At 43.5% G+C, this 18,464-nt stretch carries 16 protein-coding genes and 1 other RNA gene; all 17 read left to right on the top strand.

Annotated elements, in window-relative coordinates; genetic code table 11:
* Positions 1–257 precede the first annotated feature (257 nt).
* The 17 genes from rpoN to ACFPA1_RS11595 all read left to right on the top strand — a co-directional run bounded on the left by rpoN (position 258) and on the right by ACFPA1_RS11595 (position 18,463).
* Positions 258–1,580 (top strand): RNA polymerase factor sigma-54, encoded by a 1,323-nt coding sequence (gene rpoN / locus ACFPA1_RS11675; protein WP_378583016.1) that lies wholly within the window; start codon positions 258–260, stop codon positions 1,578–1,580.
* Positions 1,581–1,635: 55 nt separating this feature from the next.
* Positions 1,636–1,884, top strand: a complete 249-nt coding sequence (locus ACFPA1_RS11670) for a glutaredoxin family protein (protein ID WP_213144244.1) — start codon at positions 1,636–1,638, stop codon at positions 1,882–1,884.
* A 144-nt stretch (positions 1,885–2,028) separates the two neighbouring features.
* A complete protein-coding gene (locus ACFPA1_RS11665; protein WP_378583013.1) occupies positions 2,029–3,051 on the top strand; it encodes a sugar-binding transcriptional regulator in 1,023 nt (340 codons plus the stop codon).
* A gap of 66 nt (positions 3,052–3,117) precedes the next feature.
* Positions 3,118–4,125, top strand: coding sequence for a type I glyceraldehyde-3-phosphate dehydrogenase (gene gap / locus ACFPA1_RS11660; RefSeq protein WP_213144245.1), 1,008 nt, complete (start codon positions 3,118–3,120; stop codon positions 4,123–4,125).
* A 163-nt stretch (positions 4,126–4,288) separates the two neighbouring features.
* Positions 4,289–5,473 carry a phosphoglycerate kinase gene (locus ACFPA1_RS11655; RefSeq protein WP_378583010.1) on the top strand — a complete coding sequence of 395 codons (1,185 nt, stop codon included), beginning with the start codon at positions 4,289–4,291 and terminating at the stop codon, positions 5,471–5,473.
* A 153-nt stretch (positions 5,474–5,626) separates the two neighbouring features.
* The gene (gene tpiA / locus ACFPA1_RS11650) at positions 5,627–6,388 is read left to right on the top strand and encodes a triose-phosphate isomerase (protein ID WP_378583007.1); all 762 of its coding nucleotides are present in this window, start codon (positions 5,627–5,629) and stop codon (positions 6,386–6,388) included.
* On the top strand, positions 6,381–7,913 hold the full coding sequence (gene gpmI, locus ACFPA1_RS11645; protein ID WP_378583004.1) for a 2,3-bisphosphoglycerate-independent phosphoglycerate mutase: 1,533 nt from the start codon (positions 6,381–6,383) through the stop codon (positions 7,911–7,913). The genes tpiA and gpmI overlap by 8 nt, the downstream gene beginning before the upstream one ends.
* A 207-nt stretch (positions 7,914–8,120) precedes the next feature.
* A complete protein-coding gene (gene eno / locus ACFPA1_RS11640; RefSeq protein ID WP_213144249.1) occupies positions 8,121–9,419 on the top strand; it encodes a phosphopyruvate hydratase in 1,299 nt (432 codons plus the stop codon).
* A 291-nt stretch (positions 9,420–9,710) separates the two neighbouring features.
* Positions 9,711–10,253 (top strand): DUF6241 domain-containing protein, encoded by a 543-nt coding sequence (locus ACFPA1_RS11635; RefSeq protein ID WP_378583001.1) that lies wholly within the window; start codon positions 9,711–9,713, stop codon positions 10,251–10,253.
* 116 nt (positions 10,254–10,369) lie between these two features.
* Positions 10,370–10,603 (top strand): preprotein translocase subunit SecG, encoded by a 234-nt coding sequence (gene secG / locus ACFPA1_RS11630; protein WP_213144251.1) that lies wholly within the window; start codon positions 10,370–10,372, stop codon positions 10,601–10,603.
* Between the two features lie 189 nt (positions 10,604–10,792).
* Complete coding sequence (locus ACFPA1_RS11625) at positions 10,793–11,539, top strand: alpha/beta hydrolase (RefSeq protein WP_378582998.1); 747 nt, start codon at positions 10,793–10,795, stop codon at positions 11,537–11,539.
* A gap of 31 nt (positions 11,540–11,570) precedes the next feature.
* Entirely contained in the window at positions 11,571–13,958 is a 2,388-nt protein-coding gene (rnr, locus tag ACFPA1_RS11620; RefSeq protein WP_378582995.1) for a ribonuclease R, read from the top strand.
* Positions 13,959–14,341: 383 nt separating this feature from the next.
* The gene (gene smpB, locus ACFPA1_RS11615; protein ID WP_213144254.1) at positions 14,342–14,809 is read left to right on the top strand and encodes an SsrA-binding protein SmpB; all 468 of its coding nucleotides are present in this window, start codon (positions 14,342–14,344) and stop codon (positions 14,807–14,809) included.
* Positions 14,810–14,972: 163 nt separating this feature from the next.
* Positions 14,973–15,308, top strand: a transfer-messenger RNA (tmRNA) gene (gene ssrA, locus ACFPA1_RS11610).
* Between the two features lie 333 nt (positions 15,309–15,641).
* Positions 15,642–15,920, top strand: coding sequence for a sortase (locus ACFPA1_RS11605; protein ID WP_378582992.1), 279 nt, complete (start codon positions 15,642–15,644; stop codon positions 15,918–15,920).
* A 123-nt stretch (positions 15,921–16,043) separates the two neighbouring features.
* Positions 16,044–17,462 (top strand): sigma-54 interaction domain-containing protein, encoded by a 1,419-nt coding sequence (locus ACFPA1_RS11600; RefSeq protein ID WP_241114035.1) that lies wholly within the window; start codon positions 16,044–16,046, stop codon positions 17,460–17,462.
* 236 nt (positions 17,463–17,698) lie between these two features.
* On the top strand, positions 17,699–18,463 hold the full coding sequence (locus tag ACFPA1_RS11595; RefSeq protein WP_213144255.1) for an SDR family NAD(P)-dependent oxidoreductase: 765 nt from the start codon (positions 17,699–17,701) through the stop codon (positions 18,461–18,463).
* Position 18,464: the final 1 nt, after the last annotated feature.

Raw genomic sequence — 18,464 nt, 5'->3', positions numbered from 1 at the left:
TGTTAATGCCCGGATTGGTGTTACAACATGGCGAAAAAGAAATTCGAAAGAGGCTAAAAGAAGAGCTAAAAAAAACGAATTACAACCATTGGAGGGAATACCATATTGGTCACAATTTACTCTTACTATATTTGATGGGACCGAAATGACAGTATAATAGGAACAGGTGTTTAAACTGACTAATTAAATCCAACCAACTAATTTCCATTCACGAACCTAACTCTTTCATGTAAAATAGAACCCAAGGGGGGATAGGAATGAATTTTAAGCCAGGTTTATGGCAACAACAAACACTCAAATTGACCATGACGCAGGAACTGTCCCAGGCGATTGCCTTATTGCAGTATTCAGCGCAAGAATTGACAGCATTTTTAGAAAATAAGGCACTTGAAAATCCCCTAGTACAAATTGAAAATGTCAATGAGCGACCAATGAATCCGCTGCTTGACCGGAACCGGCGCAAACATCAAAAGATGGAAAAGGATTGGATTGAGCAGATTGGCGCTAAGCCATACTCGGTTGAGGAACAATTAATCTCACAGTTAAATATAACAAAGCTCCCGGCGGCGGAGTTAAAGGCAATTCGCTATCTTATTCAGAATTTAGATGAAAACGGTTACTTTACTGGTGACTTACACGAGGTAGCCGCAACATTAAGAATACCGCTTGAGCTGGCTGAAGACGGTCTGGCCGTTCTTCAGACGCTTGAACCGGCGGGAATTGGGGCGAGAAACCTGCAGGAATGCCTGCATATCCAGGTAGATTATCTTTTGCCTGATAACGAGCTCGCCAAAAAGATTATTTCGGACTATTTTGTCCCGTTTGCTGAAAAGAAATGGAAGCAAATTGCGAAGGAACTTCAGGTCTCATTAAAAGAGATCCAAGATGTTTTTGACGAGATCCAATTTTTGAACCCGAAACCGGGAGCGCTTCTAGGAATAGAGGCAGCTTCTTACATCATTCCAGATGTGATTATCGAACAAACACAAGAAGGGCTAATCGTCCGAATGTTTGATGACCCCATTCCGAAAATTAGTTTTAATGATAAATATTTTCATAAATTTAAGGACCAGGATCAGCAGGTCAGCAAATTTCTTCATGAGAAGGTACAGGATTATCAATGGATTTTAAAAAGTATTGAGCAGCGAAAGGAAACGCTGACACGGGTGGTTACCAAGATTGTCGAAAAGCAGCCTGCTTTTTTCCAAAAGGGTCCTCAATATTTGGCGCCGATGACGATGAAGGAAATTGCCTCCGAGTTGGATGTTCATGAATCGACTGTCAGCCGGGCGGTTCGGGAAAAATATGTGCAAACTCCGATTGGGACATTTCCGTTGAAGTCGTTTTTTTCGAGTACTATCCAAACCGTATCGGAGGAAGAGTCCACCTCGTCGACACAGGTAAAGAATGCTATTAGCAAACTGATTGAAAAAGAAAACAAAGAAAAGCCGCTTTCTGATCAGGATATCGCGGAGCAATTAAAGGTCTTGGAGGGAATCGTCGTCTCCAGAAGAACGATTGCCAAATACCGGGACCAACTTGGCATCCCGTCTTCTTCGAAGAGGAAGAGGTTTAATTAGCGGGGGCATTTGGGATAAGCTGCCCCCTGGATAAAAGGTAGAAAGGATACAAACTATGCCGCAAACAACCATTACCCTATACACAAGAAACGGCTGCCCTCTATGTGATAAAGCCAAAGCGACCTTGCTCGAGCTGAAGGAGGAATATGATTTTTCTCTGGAGGAGATTGATATCGAGCAGGATGATGAGCTTCATGAGCGCTACGGACTGATGATCCCGGTTGTCAACATAGATGGGGAAGAAGCTGCTTACGGGTTCGTTAACAAATTTGAAATAAGTAATCGTTTGCAAGAAAAATCCTAAGTTTAAATTAGTTGAATTAAATTTTCACTCCTGCTACAATAAAAAACGTAGTAAGGGTGATTTTTTTTTGGTGGTTGTGGGACATAATATGTCTATGGTGGACATTTTTTGACCAACTGCATATAATAAAGGAGTATGGAAAACATGCAGTCATTCATCGATATGACAAAAAGATTATTGCCCGATTTCCTTCCAGTCCTGCAAAAACGTCATTCCATCTTAAGATACATAGGGATGATGCAGCCTGTAGGCAGGAGGAGTTTAGCCACAAGCCTTGGACTAACCGAAAGAATCCTTCGTAGTGAAGTAGAATTCCTCAAAGAGCAAAATCTTATTTATACAAACAATGTAGGAATGAGTTTAACTCTTGAGGGAAAAAATTTGCTTGAGGATTTAAACGGGTTTATGCGTGAGTTGAAGGGTATCGACGTCATGGAACTGGAACTAAAGCATCAGCTTGGTATTAAAAAAGTTATCATTGTTCCAGGAGACAGCGACGAATCTCCGATGGTCAAAAGCGAGCTTGGCAAGGCGTCTGCAGCCTGCATGAAAAAGCTTTTTCAAGGAGAAAATATCATCGCTGTTACAGGCGGCTCAACGATGGCTGCCGTAGCGGAATGGCTCTCACCTGAAGCCTCAGGCAAGGAATTGCTGTTTGTACCTGCACGAGGCGGGGTTGGCGAGGATGTTCAAAATCAAGCCAACACGATTTGCTCCAATATGGCGCAAAACACCCATTCTAGACACCGCGTCTTTTATGTTCCCGATCAGGTCAGCACGGAAATTTATGACTCCTTGATTAAGGAACCCGGCATCCACGAAGTTTTGGAATTAATCCGCTCCGCCAACATGGTTCTCCATGGAATTGGGGATGCTATGACAATGGCCGAACGGCGCAAGACGAACCCTGATATATTGGAAAAGCTGGGAAATGGTAAAGCTGCCGGCGAGGCTTTCGGCTATTATTTTAGCGAGGCTGGCGAGATTGTCCACAAAGTGGTCACCATTGGGCTTCAGCTAGAGGATTTGGAAAAGATTCAAAACGTGATTGCAGTCGCTGGCGGAACATCAAAGGCAAAAGCAATCAGGGCTTATATGAAGCAGGCACCGCCATCCACGATATTAATTACGGATGAAGGGGCCGCAAACAAATTATTAAACCAGTAATAGTTAATGAAAAGGATTATTCCTTTTTAAAAATAAAACCCTGCCCATCTAAAGGAGGAAATTAACATGACAGTAAAAGTTGGTATTAATGGTTTTGGACGTATCGGTCGTAACGTATTCCGTGCGGCATTAAACAATAGCGAAGTGGAAATCGTAGCAATCAATGACTTAACAGATGCAAATATGCTTGCTCACCTTTTAAAATATGACACTGTTCACGGAACACTTGCAGAAGATGTAACTGTTGATGGTGAATACCTAGTAGTTGGCGGCCACAAAGTGAAGGTTCTAGCTGAGCGCGACCCTGCACAATTAGGCTGGGGCGACCTTGGTGTAGACGTAGTAGTAGAATCTACTGGACGTTTCACAAAACGCGAAGATGCAGCAAAACACCTTGAAGCAGGCGCTAAGAAAGTTATTATTTCTGCTCCAGCAACTAACGAAGATATCACAATCGTTATGGGTGTTAACGAAGACAAATACGATGCAGCTAACCACCATGTACTTTCAAACGCATCTTGTACTACTAACTGCTTAGCTCCATTTGCAAAAGTATTAAATGACACATTCGGCATCAAGCGCGGTATGATGACTACTGTTCACTCTTATACTAACGACCAGCAAATCCTTGACTTGCCACACAAGGACTACCGTCGTGCTCGTGCAGCAGCTGAAAACATGATTCCAACTTCAACTGGTGCTGCAAAAGCGGTTGCGTTAGTTTTACCAGAACTAAAAGGCAAATTAAATGGTATGGCAATGCGTGTTCCAACTCCAAACGTTTCTATCGTTGACTTAGTAGCTGAATTAGAAAAAGATGTAACTGTTGACGAGATCAACTCAGCTCTTAAAGAAGCTGCTGAAGGTCCATTAAAAGGTATTCTTGCATACAGCGATCTTCCATTAGTTTCTAGCGATTACAACGGTGCTACAGTTTCTTCTACTGTTGATGGTTTATCAACAATGGTTCTTGAAGGAAACATGGTAAAAGTATTATCTTGGTACGATAACGAAGTTGGTTACTCTAACCGCGTTGTTGACCTTGTTGATTACATCGCTAAAAAAGGACTTTAATTCTTTTTCTCCAATCCCGTTGGATAGGAATGGAATTTTTACCGCAAACTATTTATAATGATTAATGGTATTCCAAGGGGAGTGGGTGATGGGAGCCCCTCTCCTTTTTTACTGTGTTTACAGGGATTTTTTCAAAAGCCATACATAAGGAGGTCCTTTTTCGATGAACAAAAAGTCAGTAAAAGATGTTGATGTGAAGGGTAAACGCGTGTTTTGCCGGGTGGATTTCAACGTTCCGATGCAGGATGGAAAAATTACCGACGAAACGCGAATTCGTGCGGCACTGCCAACGATTCAATATTTAATCGAGCAGGGTGCAAAAGTAATTCTGGCGAGCCATTTAGGCAGACCAAAGGGCAAAGTGGTTGAAGAAATGCGACTAACTCCAGTGGCGGTTCGCCTGTCTGAACTTCTTGGAAAAGAAGTGAAGAAAGCAGATGAAGGCTACGGGGATTCTGTTAAAGCGTTAATCGACACCATGACTGAAGGCGACGTTTTATTGCTTGAAAATGTTCGTTTCTACCCTGGTGAAGAAAAGAATGATGCAGAACTTGCGAAGTCATTTGCAGAGCTAGCCGATGTTTATGTAAATGATGCATTTGGTGCTGCACACCGTGCTCATGCTTCCACAGAAGGAATCGCACACCATTTGCCAGCAGTATCTGGCTTCTTAATGCAAAAAGAGCTTGATGTTCTTGGCAAGGCATTGTCAAATCCGGAACGTCCATTCACAGCGATTATTGGCGGGGCAAAGGTAAAGGACAAAATTGGTGTTATTGAAAATCTATTAGAATTGGTTGACAACTTGATTGTCGGCGGCGGCCTTGCTTATACGTTCGTTAAGGCACAGGGCCATGAAATCGGTAAATCGCTGCTTGAAGAAGACAAAATTGACTTAGCTAAATCCTTTATGGAAAAAGCAAAGGCGAAGGGCGTTAACTTCTATATGCCGGTTGATGCGATAGTTGCTGACGATTTCTCAGCAGATGCCAATACAAAAGTGGTTGCGATCGAAGAGATTCCTGCTGATTGGGAAGCATTAGATATCGGACCAAAAACAGCAGAAATTTACCGCGATGTCATTCAAAAATCCAAGCTTGTCATTTGGAACGGGCCAATGGGTGTGTTTGAAATCGATAAGTTTGCTGGCGGTACGAAGGCTGTTGCGCAGGCTTTGGCAGATGCTGAAGGTGCGTATTCCGTTATTGGCGGTGGCGATTCCGCAGCGGCAGTTGAAAAATTCGGCCTTGCTGATAAAATGAGCCACATCTCCACAGGCGGCGGCGCTTCATTGGAGTTTATGGAAGGAAAAGCACTTCCAGGTGTAGTGGCGTTGAACGATAAATAATTTTTATCTACAAATTTCAGGTGGATATCTACAAAGATTGAACCGTTATCTACAATTTTTAAAATATATCTACAAATTTTAGGCAGATATCTACAAATTTTGGACTGATATCTACATTTCAATTTTTTTAACCAAAGAAAGGGATGTTCCAGCATGCGTAAACCAATTATTGCAGGTAACTGGAAAATGCACAAAACACTTTCCGAAGCGAAAAGCTTTGCGGAAGAAGTGAAAGGCCTCGTGCCTGCTGCTGACAAGATGGATTCTGTCATTTGCGCACCTGCGTTATTTTTACAAAGCCTTGTGGAAACGGTCAAAGGCAGCGAAGTGAAAATTGGTGCTCAAAATGTGCATTTCGAAGAAAAGGGTGCCTTTACAGGCGAAATCAGCCCTGTAGCACTTGCTGACTTAGGCGTTCAATATGTCATTATCGGCCACTCTGAGCGCCGTGAAATGTTCAATGAAACAGATGAATCAGTTAATAAAAAGGTTCTTGCAGCATTTAAACACGGCCTAACACCGATTGTTTGCTGCGGTGAAACATTAGAGCAACGCGAAAATGGCGAGACTATGAACCTTGTCGGCTCTCAGATTGAAAAAGCTCTCACAGGCTTAACGGAGGACCAAGTAAAAGTAACGGTCATTGCTTACGAACCAATCTGGGCAATCGGAACAGGTAAATCTTCGACTGCTGCAGATGCAAACGAAGTGTGCGCTCACATCCGCCAAGTTGTTGCTAAGCAATTTTCCGAAGATGTGGCAGCGGCTATCCGTATTCAGTACGGCGGCAGCGTGAAGCCAGAAAACATTAAAGAATACATGGGACAGCCTGACATCGACGGTGCCCTTGTTGGCGGCGCAAGCCTTGAACCGCAGTCATTTTTGCAATTACTAGAGGGTGGTAAATATGAGTAAAGCTCCTGTTGCCCTCATCATTCTTGACGGCTTCGGCTGCCGGGATGAGCATAAAGGTAATGCGGTCTACCATGCGAAAAAGCCAAATTTTGACCGCTATTGGGAAACTTACCCGCATAACCATTTAACTGCGAGCGGTGAAGCAGTCGGCTTACCGGAGGGGCAGATGGGTAACTCGGAAGTCGGTCACCTAAATATCGGTGCTGGCCGGATTGTTTACCAAAGCTTAACTCGTGTGAACATCGCCATCCGTGAAGGGGAATTTGAAAAAAATGAAACCTTCCTTGGCGCAATGGAGCATGCGAAGAAAAATGGCACAGCTTTGCATCTGTTTGGCCTTCTGTCAGACGGCGGTGTGCACAGCCATATTAATCATATGTTTGCCCTTTTAAAATTGGCCAAGGAAGAAGGCGTGGAAAAAGTATATATTCACGCATTCCTTGACGGCCGTGACGTCGGCCCACAAACAGCGCCAACATATATTAAAGAGACTATGGAAAAAATGAAGGAGATTGGTATCGGTGAATTCGCCACCATTTCCGGACGTTATTACTCCATGGACCGTGACAAGCGCTGGGAGCGGGTTGAAAAATCATACCGGGCAATGGTGTATGGAGAAGGACCTTCTTACAAGAGCCCACAAGAGGTTGTAGAGGATTCTTATTCTCACGGAATCTATGATGAATTCGTTCTTCCATCGGTCATCGTCAAGGAAGACGGACAGCCTGTTACAACCATCCAGGACAACGATGCAGTTATTTTTTATAACTTCCGTCCGGACCGGGCCATCCAGATTTCGAATACATTTACAAACGAAGACTTCCGTTCGTTTGACCGCGGACCGAAGCATCCGCAACATTTACACTTTGTTTGTTTAACACATTTCAGCGAGTCGGTCGACGGCTACGTGGCCTTTAAGCCGACGAACTTGGACAACACGTTAGGTGAAGTATTGTCGCAAAATAATATGAAACAGCTGCGCATTGCTGAAACGGAAAAATATCCGCATGTCACGTTCTTTATGAGCGGCGGACGCGAGGACAAGTTCCCTGGCGAAGAGCGGATTTTAATCAATTCGCCAAAGGTACCAACTTATGACCTTCAGCCGGAAATGAGCGCCTACGAAGTGACTGATGCTTTGTTGAAGGAAATTGCAGCGGATAAATTTGATGCGATTCTCTTAAACTTTGCCAACCCAGATATGGTCGGTCACTCCGGCAAGCTTGAGCCAACCGTCAAGGCGATCGAGGCAGTGGATGAGTGCTTAGGAAAAATTGTCGATGCAATTCTTGCAAAAGGCGGTACAGCGATTATTACTGCCGACCACGGAAACGCTGATGAGGTGGTGACCCTTGAGGGCAATCCAATGACAGCACACACCACTAACCCAGTGCCGGTTATAGTCACGAAGCAGGGTGTTGAGGTGCGTGACGGCGGTATCCTAGGAGATTTAGCGCCAACTATTCTGGATCTTTTAAATGTGAAGCAGCCGGCGGAAATGACAGGAAAGTCGTTGATTAAGTAAAGTTCGCTTAAAAAATCGATTCGCCAATAGAATGCTGGTATTCGCCAATAGAACTGCGAAATTCGCTAATAGGACTCCTGAATTCGCTAATAGAATAAATAAATCCGCTAATAGAACCAGAAAATTCGCTAATAGGGTGTAATTTTTCACCTAAAATTGAACAGAACTTGATTAATAAAATTAATTTTTCAAAGGAGAGAATTAAAAATGCCATATATTATTGATGTTTATGCTCGTGAAGTATTAGATTCCCGCGGTAACCCAACAGTTGAAGTTGAAGTTTTCACTGAATCAGGCGCATTCGGCCGTGCTTTAGTACCAAGTGGAGCTTCCACTGGTGAATACGAAGCAGTTGAACTTCGTGACGGCGATAAGAGCCGCTACCTTGGCAAAGGTGTTCAAAAAGCAGTTGACAACGTAAACGACATTATCGCGCCAATGTTAGTTGAAGAAGGCTACAGCGTGCTTGATCAGGTTTCTGTCGATAAAGCTCTTATCGAGTTAGACGGAACTGAAAACAAAGGCAAATTAGGTGCTAACGCGATTCTTGGCGTATCTATGGCAGTGGCTCATGCTGCAGCAAACTACCTGGATGTTCCTTTATACCAATACCTTGGCGGCTTCAACTCCAAGCAGCTTCCAGTGCCAATGATGAACATCGTAAACGGCGGCGCGCATGCTGATAACAACGTAGACATTCAGGAATTCATGGTTATGCCTGTCGGTGCTCCTAGCTTCAAAGAAGCTCTTCGCATGGGCGCAGAAATTTTCCACAGCTTAAAGTCTGTTTTAAAAGGCAAAGGCTTAAACACTGCTGTTGGTGACGAAGGCGGCTTTGCACCAAACCTAGGCTCTAACGAGGAAGCATTACAAACAATCATCGAAGCTATTGAAAAAGCTGGCTACAAGCCTGGCGAAGAAGTTATGCTTGCTATGGACGTTGCTTCTTCTGAACTTTACAGCAAAGAAGACGGCAAATACCATCTTGAAGGCGAAGGCAAAGTCAAGACTTCTGAAGAAATGGTTGCTTGGTATGAAGAGCTTGTTTCTAAATACCCAATCATCTCTATCGAAGACGGTCTTGATGAAAACGACTGGGAAGGCCACAAGCTATTAACTGAGCGCATCGGCGGCAAAGTTCAATTAGTCGGTGACGACCTATTCGTTACAAACACTAAGAAGCTTGCAGAAGGAATTGAAAGAGGCATTGCCAATTCTATCCTAATCAAAGTAAACCAAATCGGTACATTAACTGAAACATTTGATGCAATCGAAATGGCTAAGCGCGCAGGCTACACTGCAGTTATCTCTCACCGTTCTGGTGAAACAGAAGATGCAACAATTGCTGACATCGCTGTTGCTACAAACGCTGGTCAAATCAAGACTGGTGCACCATCTCGTACAGACCGCGTTGCGAAATACAACCAATTGCTTCGCATTGAAGATCAATTAGGTGAAACTGCACAATATAACGGAATCAAGTCTTTCTATAACTTGAAGAAGTAATTTTTAATAAAATTAGGACCTCCTGCCGTACTAGGCTGGAGGTCCTTTTATTATGTTTCGGGGGTGACTGTCGGATAAGTCGCTTTTACTGGCGGATAACGTATGGTTACTGTCGGATAAATCGCTCCAACTGTCGGATAGCATTTCGTCACTGTCGGATAAAACCAGTTTACTGTCGTAGCATCCATTTATGAAAAAAATTGGAATGAAAAGCAGGGAATCAACTTGCCTTTGTATAATAATACTTAGAAAACAACATTGTTTAAAACAGATAGACTGGGGAAGATGGGAATGAAAAAAATTCTGAAAAGGTTATCGAAGATACAGTGGGTGCTTATAATTGTTGCTGTTCTTGCTACTGGATACTATCTTTTCAACGGATCTTTGCCTTTTCAAAAAGCGGATGTCACCATGAAGGAGCAAAAAGCAAAGAGTGGGGAAACCGTCATCCAAATTGAGGATGCTGACGTCAGCCAAATTGCAGTGGAGTTCCCAATGGATATGTCCGAAACGGCAATCATGGATGCTATTCACAAAATGTCTCACCAAAAGGTGATCGCCAATAAAAAGTGGGGAGCAATCCCATTAACAAAGGAACGGGTGGAACGATTGCTGGAAATAGTTAATGCCCACCCTGCTAAATATGAAAATGCTTCCCTTTACATCGCTATCTTAAATCGCTGGGAAAAAGGAGAGTTTTCTAGGATTGATACCGACCACAATGCTATTTGGAATCTTCAAGGCGGAACGATAGGAAAAGCGACAGGAGTATTATCACTGGATGAGGAGAAAAAGTATATTGAGGCCAATTTCAATATTAAGGTAAAACAATAATCCTTTTCATGCAGTCTCAAATCCAAAACCTGTCACAGAAAGTTGTATTGTTAAAAAGGCTTAATTATGGTAAATTTAATATACTGTGTATTGTACGTCTACAGGAGGTGGCCTTCATGCATGCATTTTTAGTTACATTATTAGTGATCGTAAGTATTGCACTTATCGTTGTTGTCTTACTTCAATCAGGTAAAAGCGCTGGTTTATCCGGTGCCATTTCCGGTGGTGCTGAACAGTTATTTGGTAAGCAAAAAGCACGTGGAATCGACTTGATCCTTCACCGTATCACAGTCGTCCTATCAGTTCTATTCTTCTTGCTCACCTTAGCCGTTACCTACTTCAAAATCTAATATAAGTAAACAAAAACCCGGCCCCGCGCCGGGTTTTCTGCATTTTGAGCGAGAGCTTCAGTGGTGTGTCCATCTGGGCAGGACAATGTCCACGCGCGGCACTATTCAAGCATTTTGGTAGAATGTTCACTTCTTCTTTGATTAAACTAAGGAATAGCGATATTTTGTGTTAGTGAAGGAGTAGTATGTATGAGGATTACGTTACCGAAGCCATTTTTGTTTGAGGGAGGGAAGCGGGCTGTTTTGCTGCTGCATGGATTTACTGGTAATTCTTCAGATGTCCGGATGCTTGGGCGTTTTCTGGAGAAAAAGGGCTACACCTGCCATGCGCCGCATTATAAGGGCCACGGAGTACCCCCAGAAGAACTGGTTCACACTGGTCCGGAGGATTGGTGGCAGGACGTATTGAACGGGTATGAATTTTTGAAAAATAAAGGCTACGATGAAATTGCGGTTGCCGGTTTATCCCTTGGCGGCGTATTTTCCTTGAAATTGGGATACACTGTACCTGTAAAGGGAATTGTCACCATGTGTGCCCCGATGTATATCAAAAGTGAACAAGTTATGTACGAAGGAGTTCTCGAATATGCCCGTGAATTTAAAAAGCGGGAAGGAAAATCAGACGAGCAAATCGAATTGGAAATGGATGAATTTAAAAAGACACCAATGGGGACGCTTAAGGCTCTCCAGGCATTGATTGCCGATGTACGCGACAATGTCGATATGATTTATGCCCCAACCTTTGTGGTTCAGGCCCGCCACGACAACATGATCAACACCGAGAGCGCCAATATTATTTTCGAAAATATTGAATCGGAAAAGAAGGAAATCAAATGGTATGAAGAATCCGGCCACGTCATTACGCTGGACAAAGAGAAGGAACAACTGCATGAAGATGTGTACGCCTTTTTAGAAAAGCTAGATTGGCTCGTATAACGTTAAAAACCTTATTAAAGGAGGGATTAATATGGAAGAAAATATTAAAAAGCATGTCGACAGGCTTTTGCAATATATGAAGGACGAGGCATACAAGCCGTTAACAGTTCAGGAGCTGGAATCCGCGTTGGGTATTTCGGATTCTGCTGATTTTAAGGAATTTGTCAAAGCACTTGTGCAAATGGAGGAAAAGGGTCTTGTTGTAAGAACCCGGGCGAACCGCTATGGTCTTCCTCAAAAAATGAATCTAATCCGTGGCAAGTTGACGGGGCATGCAAAGGGATTTGCGTTTGTTATTCCCGAAGAGGCAGGGATGGATGATATTTTTATTCCGCCGACAGAAACGAATAATGCCATGCATGGGGATACCGTGCTAGTTCGAATTTCCTCGGAAAGCTCGGGCCAGCGCCGCGAGGGAAGCATTATCCGGATCATCGAACGAGGTATACAGCAAATTGTCGGTACTTATGTTGAAAGCAAAAGCTTCGGTTTCGTCATACCGGATGACAAGAAATTTGCTAGTGATATTTTTATCCCAAAAGAGGCATCCAAGGGTGCGGTCGAAGGACATAAGGTAGTCGTAAAGCTTACCTCCTATCCTGAGGGGAGAAAAAGTGCTGAGGGCGAAGTAATTACCATCCTTGGCCATAAAAATGACCCTGGTGTGGATATTTTGTCTGTTATACATAAGCATGGGTTACCGATGGCGTTTCCGGATGAAGTTCTGCAGCAGGCTAATGAGACACCAGACACAATCGATGAAAGTGAGCTGGTGAATCGCCGTGACCTTCGTGGCGAAACCATTGTGACGATTGATGGCGCGGACGCAAAAGACTTGGATGACGCTGTTACCGTTACGCGACTCGATAATGGTAACTACAAGCTCGGCGTCCATATTGCCGATGTCAGCTATTATGTAAAAGAAGGCACGCCGATTGATGTCGAAGCTGCGGACCGGGCTACAAGTGTTTATTTAGTAGACCGTGTAATTCCGATGATTCCACATCGGTTGTCGAATGGAATCTGTTCCCTGAATCCAAAGGTAGACCGGCTAGTGCTATCGTGTGAAATGGAAATCAACGAGGAAGGCCAAGTCGTCTCTAATGAAATTTTTCAAAGCGTAATTAAAACGACTGAGCGGATGACGTATTACGATGTCAACCGGATACTCGTCGATAAGGACGAGGAGACGAGGGCGCGATACGAGGCGCTGGTACCGATGTTCGAATTAATGGGCGAGCTTGCTTCGATTCTTCGGGCTAAACGAATGAAGCGGGGCGCAATAGATTTTGATTTTAAAGAATCAAAGGTATTGGTTGATGAGGAAGGAAAACCAAGCGATGTTGTCTTGCGTGAACGTTCAGTAGCGGAACGCCTGATTGAGGAATTCATGCTGGCGGCCAACGAAACGGTAGCCGAGCATTTCCACTGGATGGATGTTCCGTTCATTTACCGAATCCACGAAGATCCAAAGGAAGACAAACTGCGCAAGTTTTTCGAGTTTATTACTAACTTCGGGTATTTTGTAAGGGGGACAGCAAACAATGTCCACCCGCGGGCATTGCAGGAAATTATTGAAGAGGTCCAGGGCAAGCCAGAGGAAATGGTTGTTTCCACTGTGATGCTGCGCTCCATGCAGCAAGCGAAATATGATCCCGAGAATCTTGGCCACTTCGGGTTATCAGCCCAGTTTTATACCCATTTCACCTCGCCAATCCGCCGTTATCCGGATACGATTGTGCACCGGTTAATCCGGACATATATTATTGAAGGAAAACTGGATGAGGGCACAAGGGCAAAATGGAATGCCGAGCTTCCAGATATAGCAATGCATTCTTCAAAAATGGAGCGCCGTGCCGTTGATGCGGAGCGCGAAACCGATGAATTGAAGAAAGCTGAATATATGGAAGACAAGATTGGCGAAGAGTACGATGGAATCATCAGCTCCGTCACGAACTTCGGAATGTTTGTCGAGCTGCCGAACACGATTGAAGGACTTGTCCATGTCAGCTACATGACCGACGATTATTACCGTTTTGACGAGCGCCATTATGCGATGATTGGCGAGCGAACCGGGAATGTGTTCCGTATCGGTGATGAGATTACCGTTCGGGTCGTTAAGGTCAATAAAGAGGAGCGCTCGATTGATTTTGAAATCGTCGGCATGAAGGGTACGCCACGGCGTGAGCGTTCTACAGTGCCGAAGGTCTTTAAGACGGGCAGCAATGAGTCAAAGCCTCGCCGGAATAAGCAGGGTGAGCGTGGGCAGCAGGGCGGCCGAGGAGGCAAACAAGGTGACGGCAAGTCCGATGCTGGCGGCGGTGGCGGCCAGGGCGGCGGAAAGTCGAAAAAGAAACGCAAATTTTATGAGAACGTTCCGAAAAATAAAAGCACCAAGCGGAAGAAAAAGAAATATTAGGGAGAGAGCCTTTTTTGGGCTCTCTTTATTAACTTTAATTGAGTATGAAGACCAGGACTTAGTTGTACGAGCTAGAAAATGTCCTTCATGTTGCAGGTGAAGGACAAAATGCAGGGGTGGAAGTCGTAAAATGTCCTTCATAAAGCGGATGAAGGACAAAGTGCAGAGGTAGAAGTCGTAAAATGTCCTTCATAAAGCGGATGAAGGACAAAGTGCAGAGGTGGAAGTCATAAAATGTCCTTCATAAGGCGGATGAAGGACAAAAAGCAGAAGTGCGAGGCTGAAAATGTCCTTCATCCACCGCGTCATCCCTTTCACCTTCTTTTCTAATTGTATAGACTCACCTGTTCTGTTAAAATTAACACGTAAACGAGGTGAAAATTATGCCAAAAGGTGAAGGAAAAGTCGTTGCCCAGAATAAAAAGGCTTATCATGACTATTTTATCGAGGAAACATACGAGGCTGGAATCGTCTTGCAGGGAACGGAGATTAAGTCCATCCGTGCCGGCAAAGTGAACCTAAAAGACTCCTACGCGCGAATTCATAATGGAGAAATCACCCTTATCGGAGTGCATATCAGCCCATATGAGCAAGGAAACCGCTACAATCATGACCCGGAACGAGAACGAAAGCTACTGCTTCATAAGCGTGAAATTTTAAAGCTTTTTGGGGATACTAGAGAAGCAGGGTATTCTTTAATTCCATTAAAGCTTTATTTGAAAAATGGTTTTTGCAAGGTGCTGCTTGGACTTGCAAAAGGTAAAAAGAACTACGATAAGCGTGAGTCTTTGAAGCAAAAAGAAGCAAAACGTGAAATCGAGCGCGCCTTCCGCGATCGTCAGAAGATGTAAAAAAGGCAATTTGATATATCTTACAAATACTTACAATTGAAAAATCCTCTAAATGTGTTATAATAAATTTGTCGCTGAGATGAGCGGCAAACAACTTGGCTCAAGAGCTTGCCATTTTCCTAACGTCTTGCTTCATAAAAGCAACTTTTTATAATGGGGACGCTACGGATTCGACAGGGGTAGTTTGAGCTTAGGTTGCGAGTCGAGGGGATCGGCCTCGTTAAAACGTCAAAGCCATAACTGGCAAAACTAACAACAACTTAGCTTTCGCAGCTTAATAACTGCATAGCTGTTCGCCCCTCCATCGCCTATGTGGTAGGGTAGCGGACTCACTCTTAGTAGGCTACGCCGGAGTCCACCGCCTGAGGACAAAGGAAGAGAACAACCAGGCTAGCTGACCGGACGCCTGTCGATAGGCAGATGGATCAGCGAAGCGCGAATATGTCGACTACACTCGTAGAAGCTTAAGTGCCAATATCTTTGGACGCGGGTTCGATTAGTAATTAGTCGCCTTATGTGGTAACACATAAGTGAAAATCTGGCTTTATCGGTGAAACCTAAGTTGCTTGAAAAAGCGATAAGGCAATGCCGAGCGGTATGTGGAGCAATCCAACAGCCGTGTATCGACTTATAGGCTGCCAAACAATCCATTGGTAGTACTAAGATGCGAAATCTCATACCCCAAAAAAGGGTAAATCTACATTTCGCATAAAACGCCAGAGGACCTGTAAACAACAAACAGGTTCAAGATATAGTCAGTGCCATGACGAAAGCATGGAAACGCACGTCCCGCCGTCTCCACCATACATAGGTGGATACAAGATCAGCAGAAATGCTGGTCTTTTTTAATGCTCTTTTTTCTCCGGTCGGACACAGAGACACGGTGTTTAGAAAGTTTGGCGGACTGAAACCGGGCGATTTTTTTATCCTTGAATTCCCTTATGGCACTTTTAAATACAAAATGGCTTCTTCGAAAATTGTCGATAAAAATGATCGGACCATCATTAGAAAGGCGGGCAAGGAGGAATTGGTCCTGTCCACCTGCTACCCGTTCCATTTTGTCGGCAATGCGCCGAAACGATATATCATTTATGCCTATCCGGTTGAATAAAACCGGATTTTTTGTATTAAAAAAGAGGAAATTTCAAATATTTGGAGAATGTTTGATTATAAAAGGAATCAAACAGAAAAGTTGATTCGATTTTTCATCAACAATCTTTAGGGGTGAGCGCCAGTGGAAAATGAGAACTTCTTTTTATCGGAAGCCATGCGGATGAATGGAGTGGAAAAGTCGGATATCGAAACTATTTTGGTGTCGATTTTTCATGGAAGCTACGATGGAGTCTATGTTGCGGATAAAAACGGTGTCGGAGTGATGGTAAACAGGGCTTACTCCAAAATAACCGGTGTGAAAAGTCACGAACTGCTTGGAAAAAGCATGGAGACTGTGGTGAAAGAAGGGATTGTTTCTGAATCGGTCACATTAAAAGTATTAGAAGAAAAAAGACCGGTCACAATCATTCAAACAGTAAGAGGCAAGGAACTGCTGGTAACCGGGAGTCCAATTTTTGACCCGGGCGGTGACATAGCGTTTGTTGTCACGAATGTTAGGGACATATCAGATTTAAATCAAATGAAAAACGCACTCTATCAATCTAGAAAATTAACAGAAAAATATTTAAGTGAAATTGAAGATTTCAAAAAACGGGAATTAATCCAAATGCATGTTGATGGGATAGTCGCACAAAGCCAGGAAATCATGAAGGTTTTTCATCTGGCAAGAAAAGTGGCCAAGGTAGATTCCGGTGTGCTGGTCTTGGGGGAGTCTGGAGTAGGAAAAGAGGTTATTGTCAATTATTTGCATAACGAAAGCGACCGGGCCGATAAGCCATTAATTAAAGTCAATTGCGGTGCCATTCCTAAACACCTGCTTGAATCCGAACTATTTGGCTATGAAAAAGGGGCGTTTACCGGTGCGGACAGCCATGGAAAACCGGGGTTGTTTGAGCTGGCAAATGGGGGTACCATCTTTTTGGATGAGATTGGTGATATGCCAGTTGATCTTCAGGTGAAATTATTAAGGGTGCTTCAGGAGTTTGAAATCATGCGAGTCGGCGGCCGGAAAAGTATTAAAATTGATGTAAGGGTTATCTCCGCGACGCATATGAATCTGGAGGAAATGGTCGATAAAAATGATTTCCGAAGGGACCTTTATTACCGGCTAAACATCGTTCCTATCCGGATTCCTCCATTAAGGGAAAGGAAAGCCGACATTGTGCCGCTTGCGTTCTATTTTTTAAATAAAACGAATAAAAAAAGCAAGCTGAATAAACGATTTCATCCTGAAATTCTGAATTTCTTTGAAAAATACCATTGGCCAGGGAATATCAGAGAATTGGAAAACTTGGTGGAAAGACTAGTGATTACCTCCGATCATGACGAAATCCAGATTAAAGATTTGCCGCCAAATTTACTCAGAGGTTTGGAAAAAACAACAACAGAAAAGGGAAAGTTAAAGGAAATTTTGGCCAATGTGGAGCGGAAGGTCATAAAAGAACAAATGGAGGAATCCAGGACAACCAGGCGTGCTGCGATGGAATTAGGAATTAGTCAGTCTGCGCTAGTAAAAAAGATGCAAAAGTTAGGTATATAAAATTTTTGATGAAAAAAGGAATCAAACCCTAATATCCTTATTTTAGAGCCGACGTTTATTTGTCGGCTTTTTTCTGTTCTTTTCAACATTGTTTGACAAAAATTTTATAAGAATTTGTCGATTAATATCTAAATATTAAATATTTTCTATTTATTCAAAAATTGGCACGATAATTGCAATATAAAAATATGGATTGTCATTAAAAAAATAAATTTGACGGAAGGTGATGAAAATTGATGGATTTTCCAACTTTTGAGCTTAGTGGAAAAGTGGCCCTTGTAACCGGAGGAAGTAAAGGAATTGGCTTAGGTATGGCACAAGCTTTGGGCCGTTATGGGGCAACTCTTGTCATTACCAGCCGGGGGGCCGATGAAGGAGAAACGGCCGTACAACAATTAAAGGAAGAAGGCATGAATGCCGCTTATATTCAAGCTGATGTGACAAAAAAGGAGCAGGTAGAAAAGCTTGTCCAGAAAACAGTCGAGCGCTTTGGCTCGCTTGATATCTTGGTCAACAATGCCGGCATGAATATCCGCAAGCCGTTGGTCGAAGTGGAAGAAAGCGATTGGGACCGAGTATTGGGGGTCAATTTAAAAGGGATTTTTCTGGTCGGGCAGGCCTGTGCCAAGCAGATGATCAAACAAAACTACGGGAAAATTATTAACATCTCCTCCATTTTTGGAAGCGTGGGAATGTCGTTTCAAACTTCCTATGCTGCCAGTAAAGGCGGCATTAATCAATTAACAAAAATCTGGGCTGAGGAATTGGCACCAAATAACATTACTGTCAACGCGATTGGCCCTGGCTATATTATGACGCCGATGACGCAGGATTGGCTTTCCGATCCTGAGCGGGTCGAAAAGATCGTCAACTCTACGATGATCAAAAGATTTGGGGAAATATCAGACCTCGTTGGACCAGTCGTGTTCTTGGCATCTGATACATCAAAATATGTGACAGGCCAAGTGCTCCACGTCGACGGCGGTTGGACGGCACGTTAAA

This window comes from Neobacillus sp. GCM10023253, from assembly GCF_042653105.1.
Classification (GTDB): domain Bacteria; phylum Bacillota; class Bacilli; order Bacillales; family Cytobacillaceae; genus Neobacillus; species Neobacillus citreus.
The sequence above is the reverse complement of the archived record's forward strand: the minus strand, read 5'-3'. Positions and strand labels throughout refer to the sequence as shown.

Bases quoted from the DNA above. Each gene is read 5' to 3' on its own strand.
- gpmI (WP_378583004.1), top strand. From the start codon at position 6,381: ATGAGTAAAGCTCCTGTTGCCCTCATCATTCTTGACGGCTTCGGCTGC.
- ACFPA1_RS11605 (WP_378582992.1), top strand. From the start codon at position 15,642: ATGCTGGTCTTTTTTAATGCTCTTTTTTCTCCGGTCGGACACAGAGAC.
- smpB (WP_213144254.1), top strand. From the start codon at position 14,342: ATGCCAAAAGGTGAAGGAAAAGTCGTTGCCCAGAATAAAAAGGCTTAT.
- ACFPA1_RS11635 (WP_378583001.1), top strand. From the start codon at position 9,711: ATGAAAAAAATTCTGAAAAGGTTATCGAAGATACAGTGGGTGCTTATA.
- ACFPA1_RS11670 (WP_213144244.1), top strand. From the start codon at position 1,636: ATGCCGCAAACAACCATTACCCTATACACAAGAAACGGCTGCCCTCTA.
- rnr (WP_378582995.1), top strand. From the start codon at position 11,571: ATGGAAGAAAATATTAAAAAGCATGTCGACAGGCTTTTGCAATATATG.
- ACFPA1_RS11655 (WP_378583010.1), top strand. From the start codon at position 4,289: ATGAACAAAAAGTCAGTAAAAGATGTTGATGTGAAGGGTAAACGCGTG.
- eno (WP_213144249.1), top strand. From the start codon at position 8,121: ATGCCATATATTATTGATGTTTATGCTCGTGAAGTATTAGATTCCCGC.
- ACFPA1_RS11665 (WP_378583013.1), top strand. From the start codon at position 2,029: ATGCAGTCATTCATCGATATGACAAAAAGATTATTGCCCGATTTCCTT.
- ACFPA1_RS11595 (WP_213144255.1), top strand. From the start codon at position 17,699: ATGGATTTTCCAACTTTTGAGCTTAGTGGAAAAGTGGCCCTTGTAACC.
- rpoN (WP_378583016.1), top strand. From the start codon at position 258: ATGAATTTTAAGCCAGGTTTATGGCAACAACAAACACTCAAATTGACC.
- gap (WP_213144245.1), top strand. From the start codon at position 3,118: ATGACAGTAAAAGTTGGTATTAATGGTTTTGGACGTATCGGTCGTAAC.
- tpiA (WP_378583007.1), top strand. From the start codon at position 5,627: ATGCGTAAACCAATTATTGCAGGTAACTGGAAAATGCACAAAACACTT.
- secG (WP_213144251.1), top strand. From the start codon at position 10,370: ATGCATGCATTTTTAGTTACATTATTAGTGATCGTAAGTATTGCACTT.
- ACFPA1_RS11625 (WP_378582998.1), top strand. From the start codon at position 10,793: ATGAGGATTACGTTACCGAAGCCATTTTTGTTTGAGGGAGGGAAGCGG.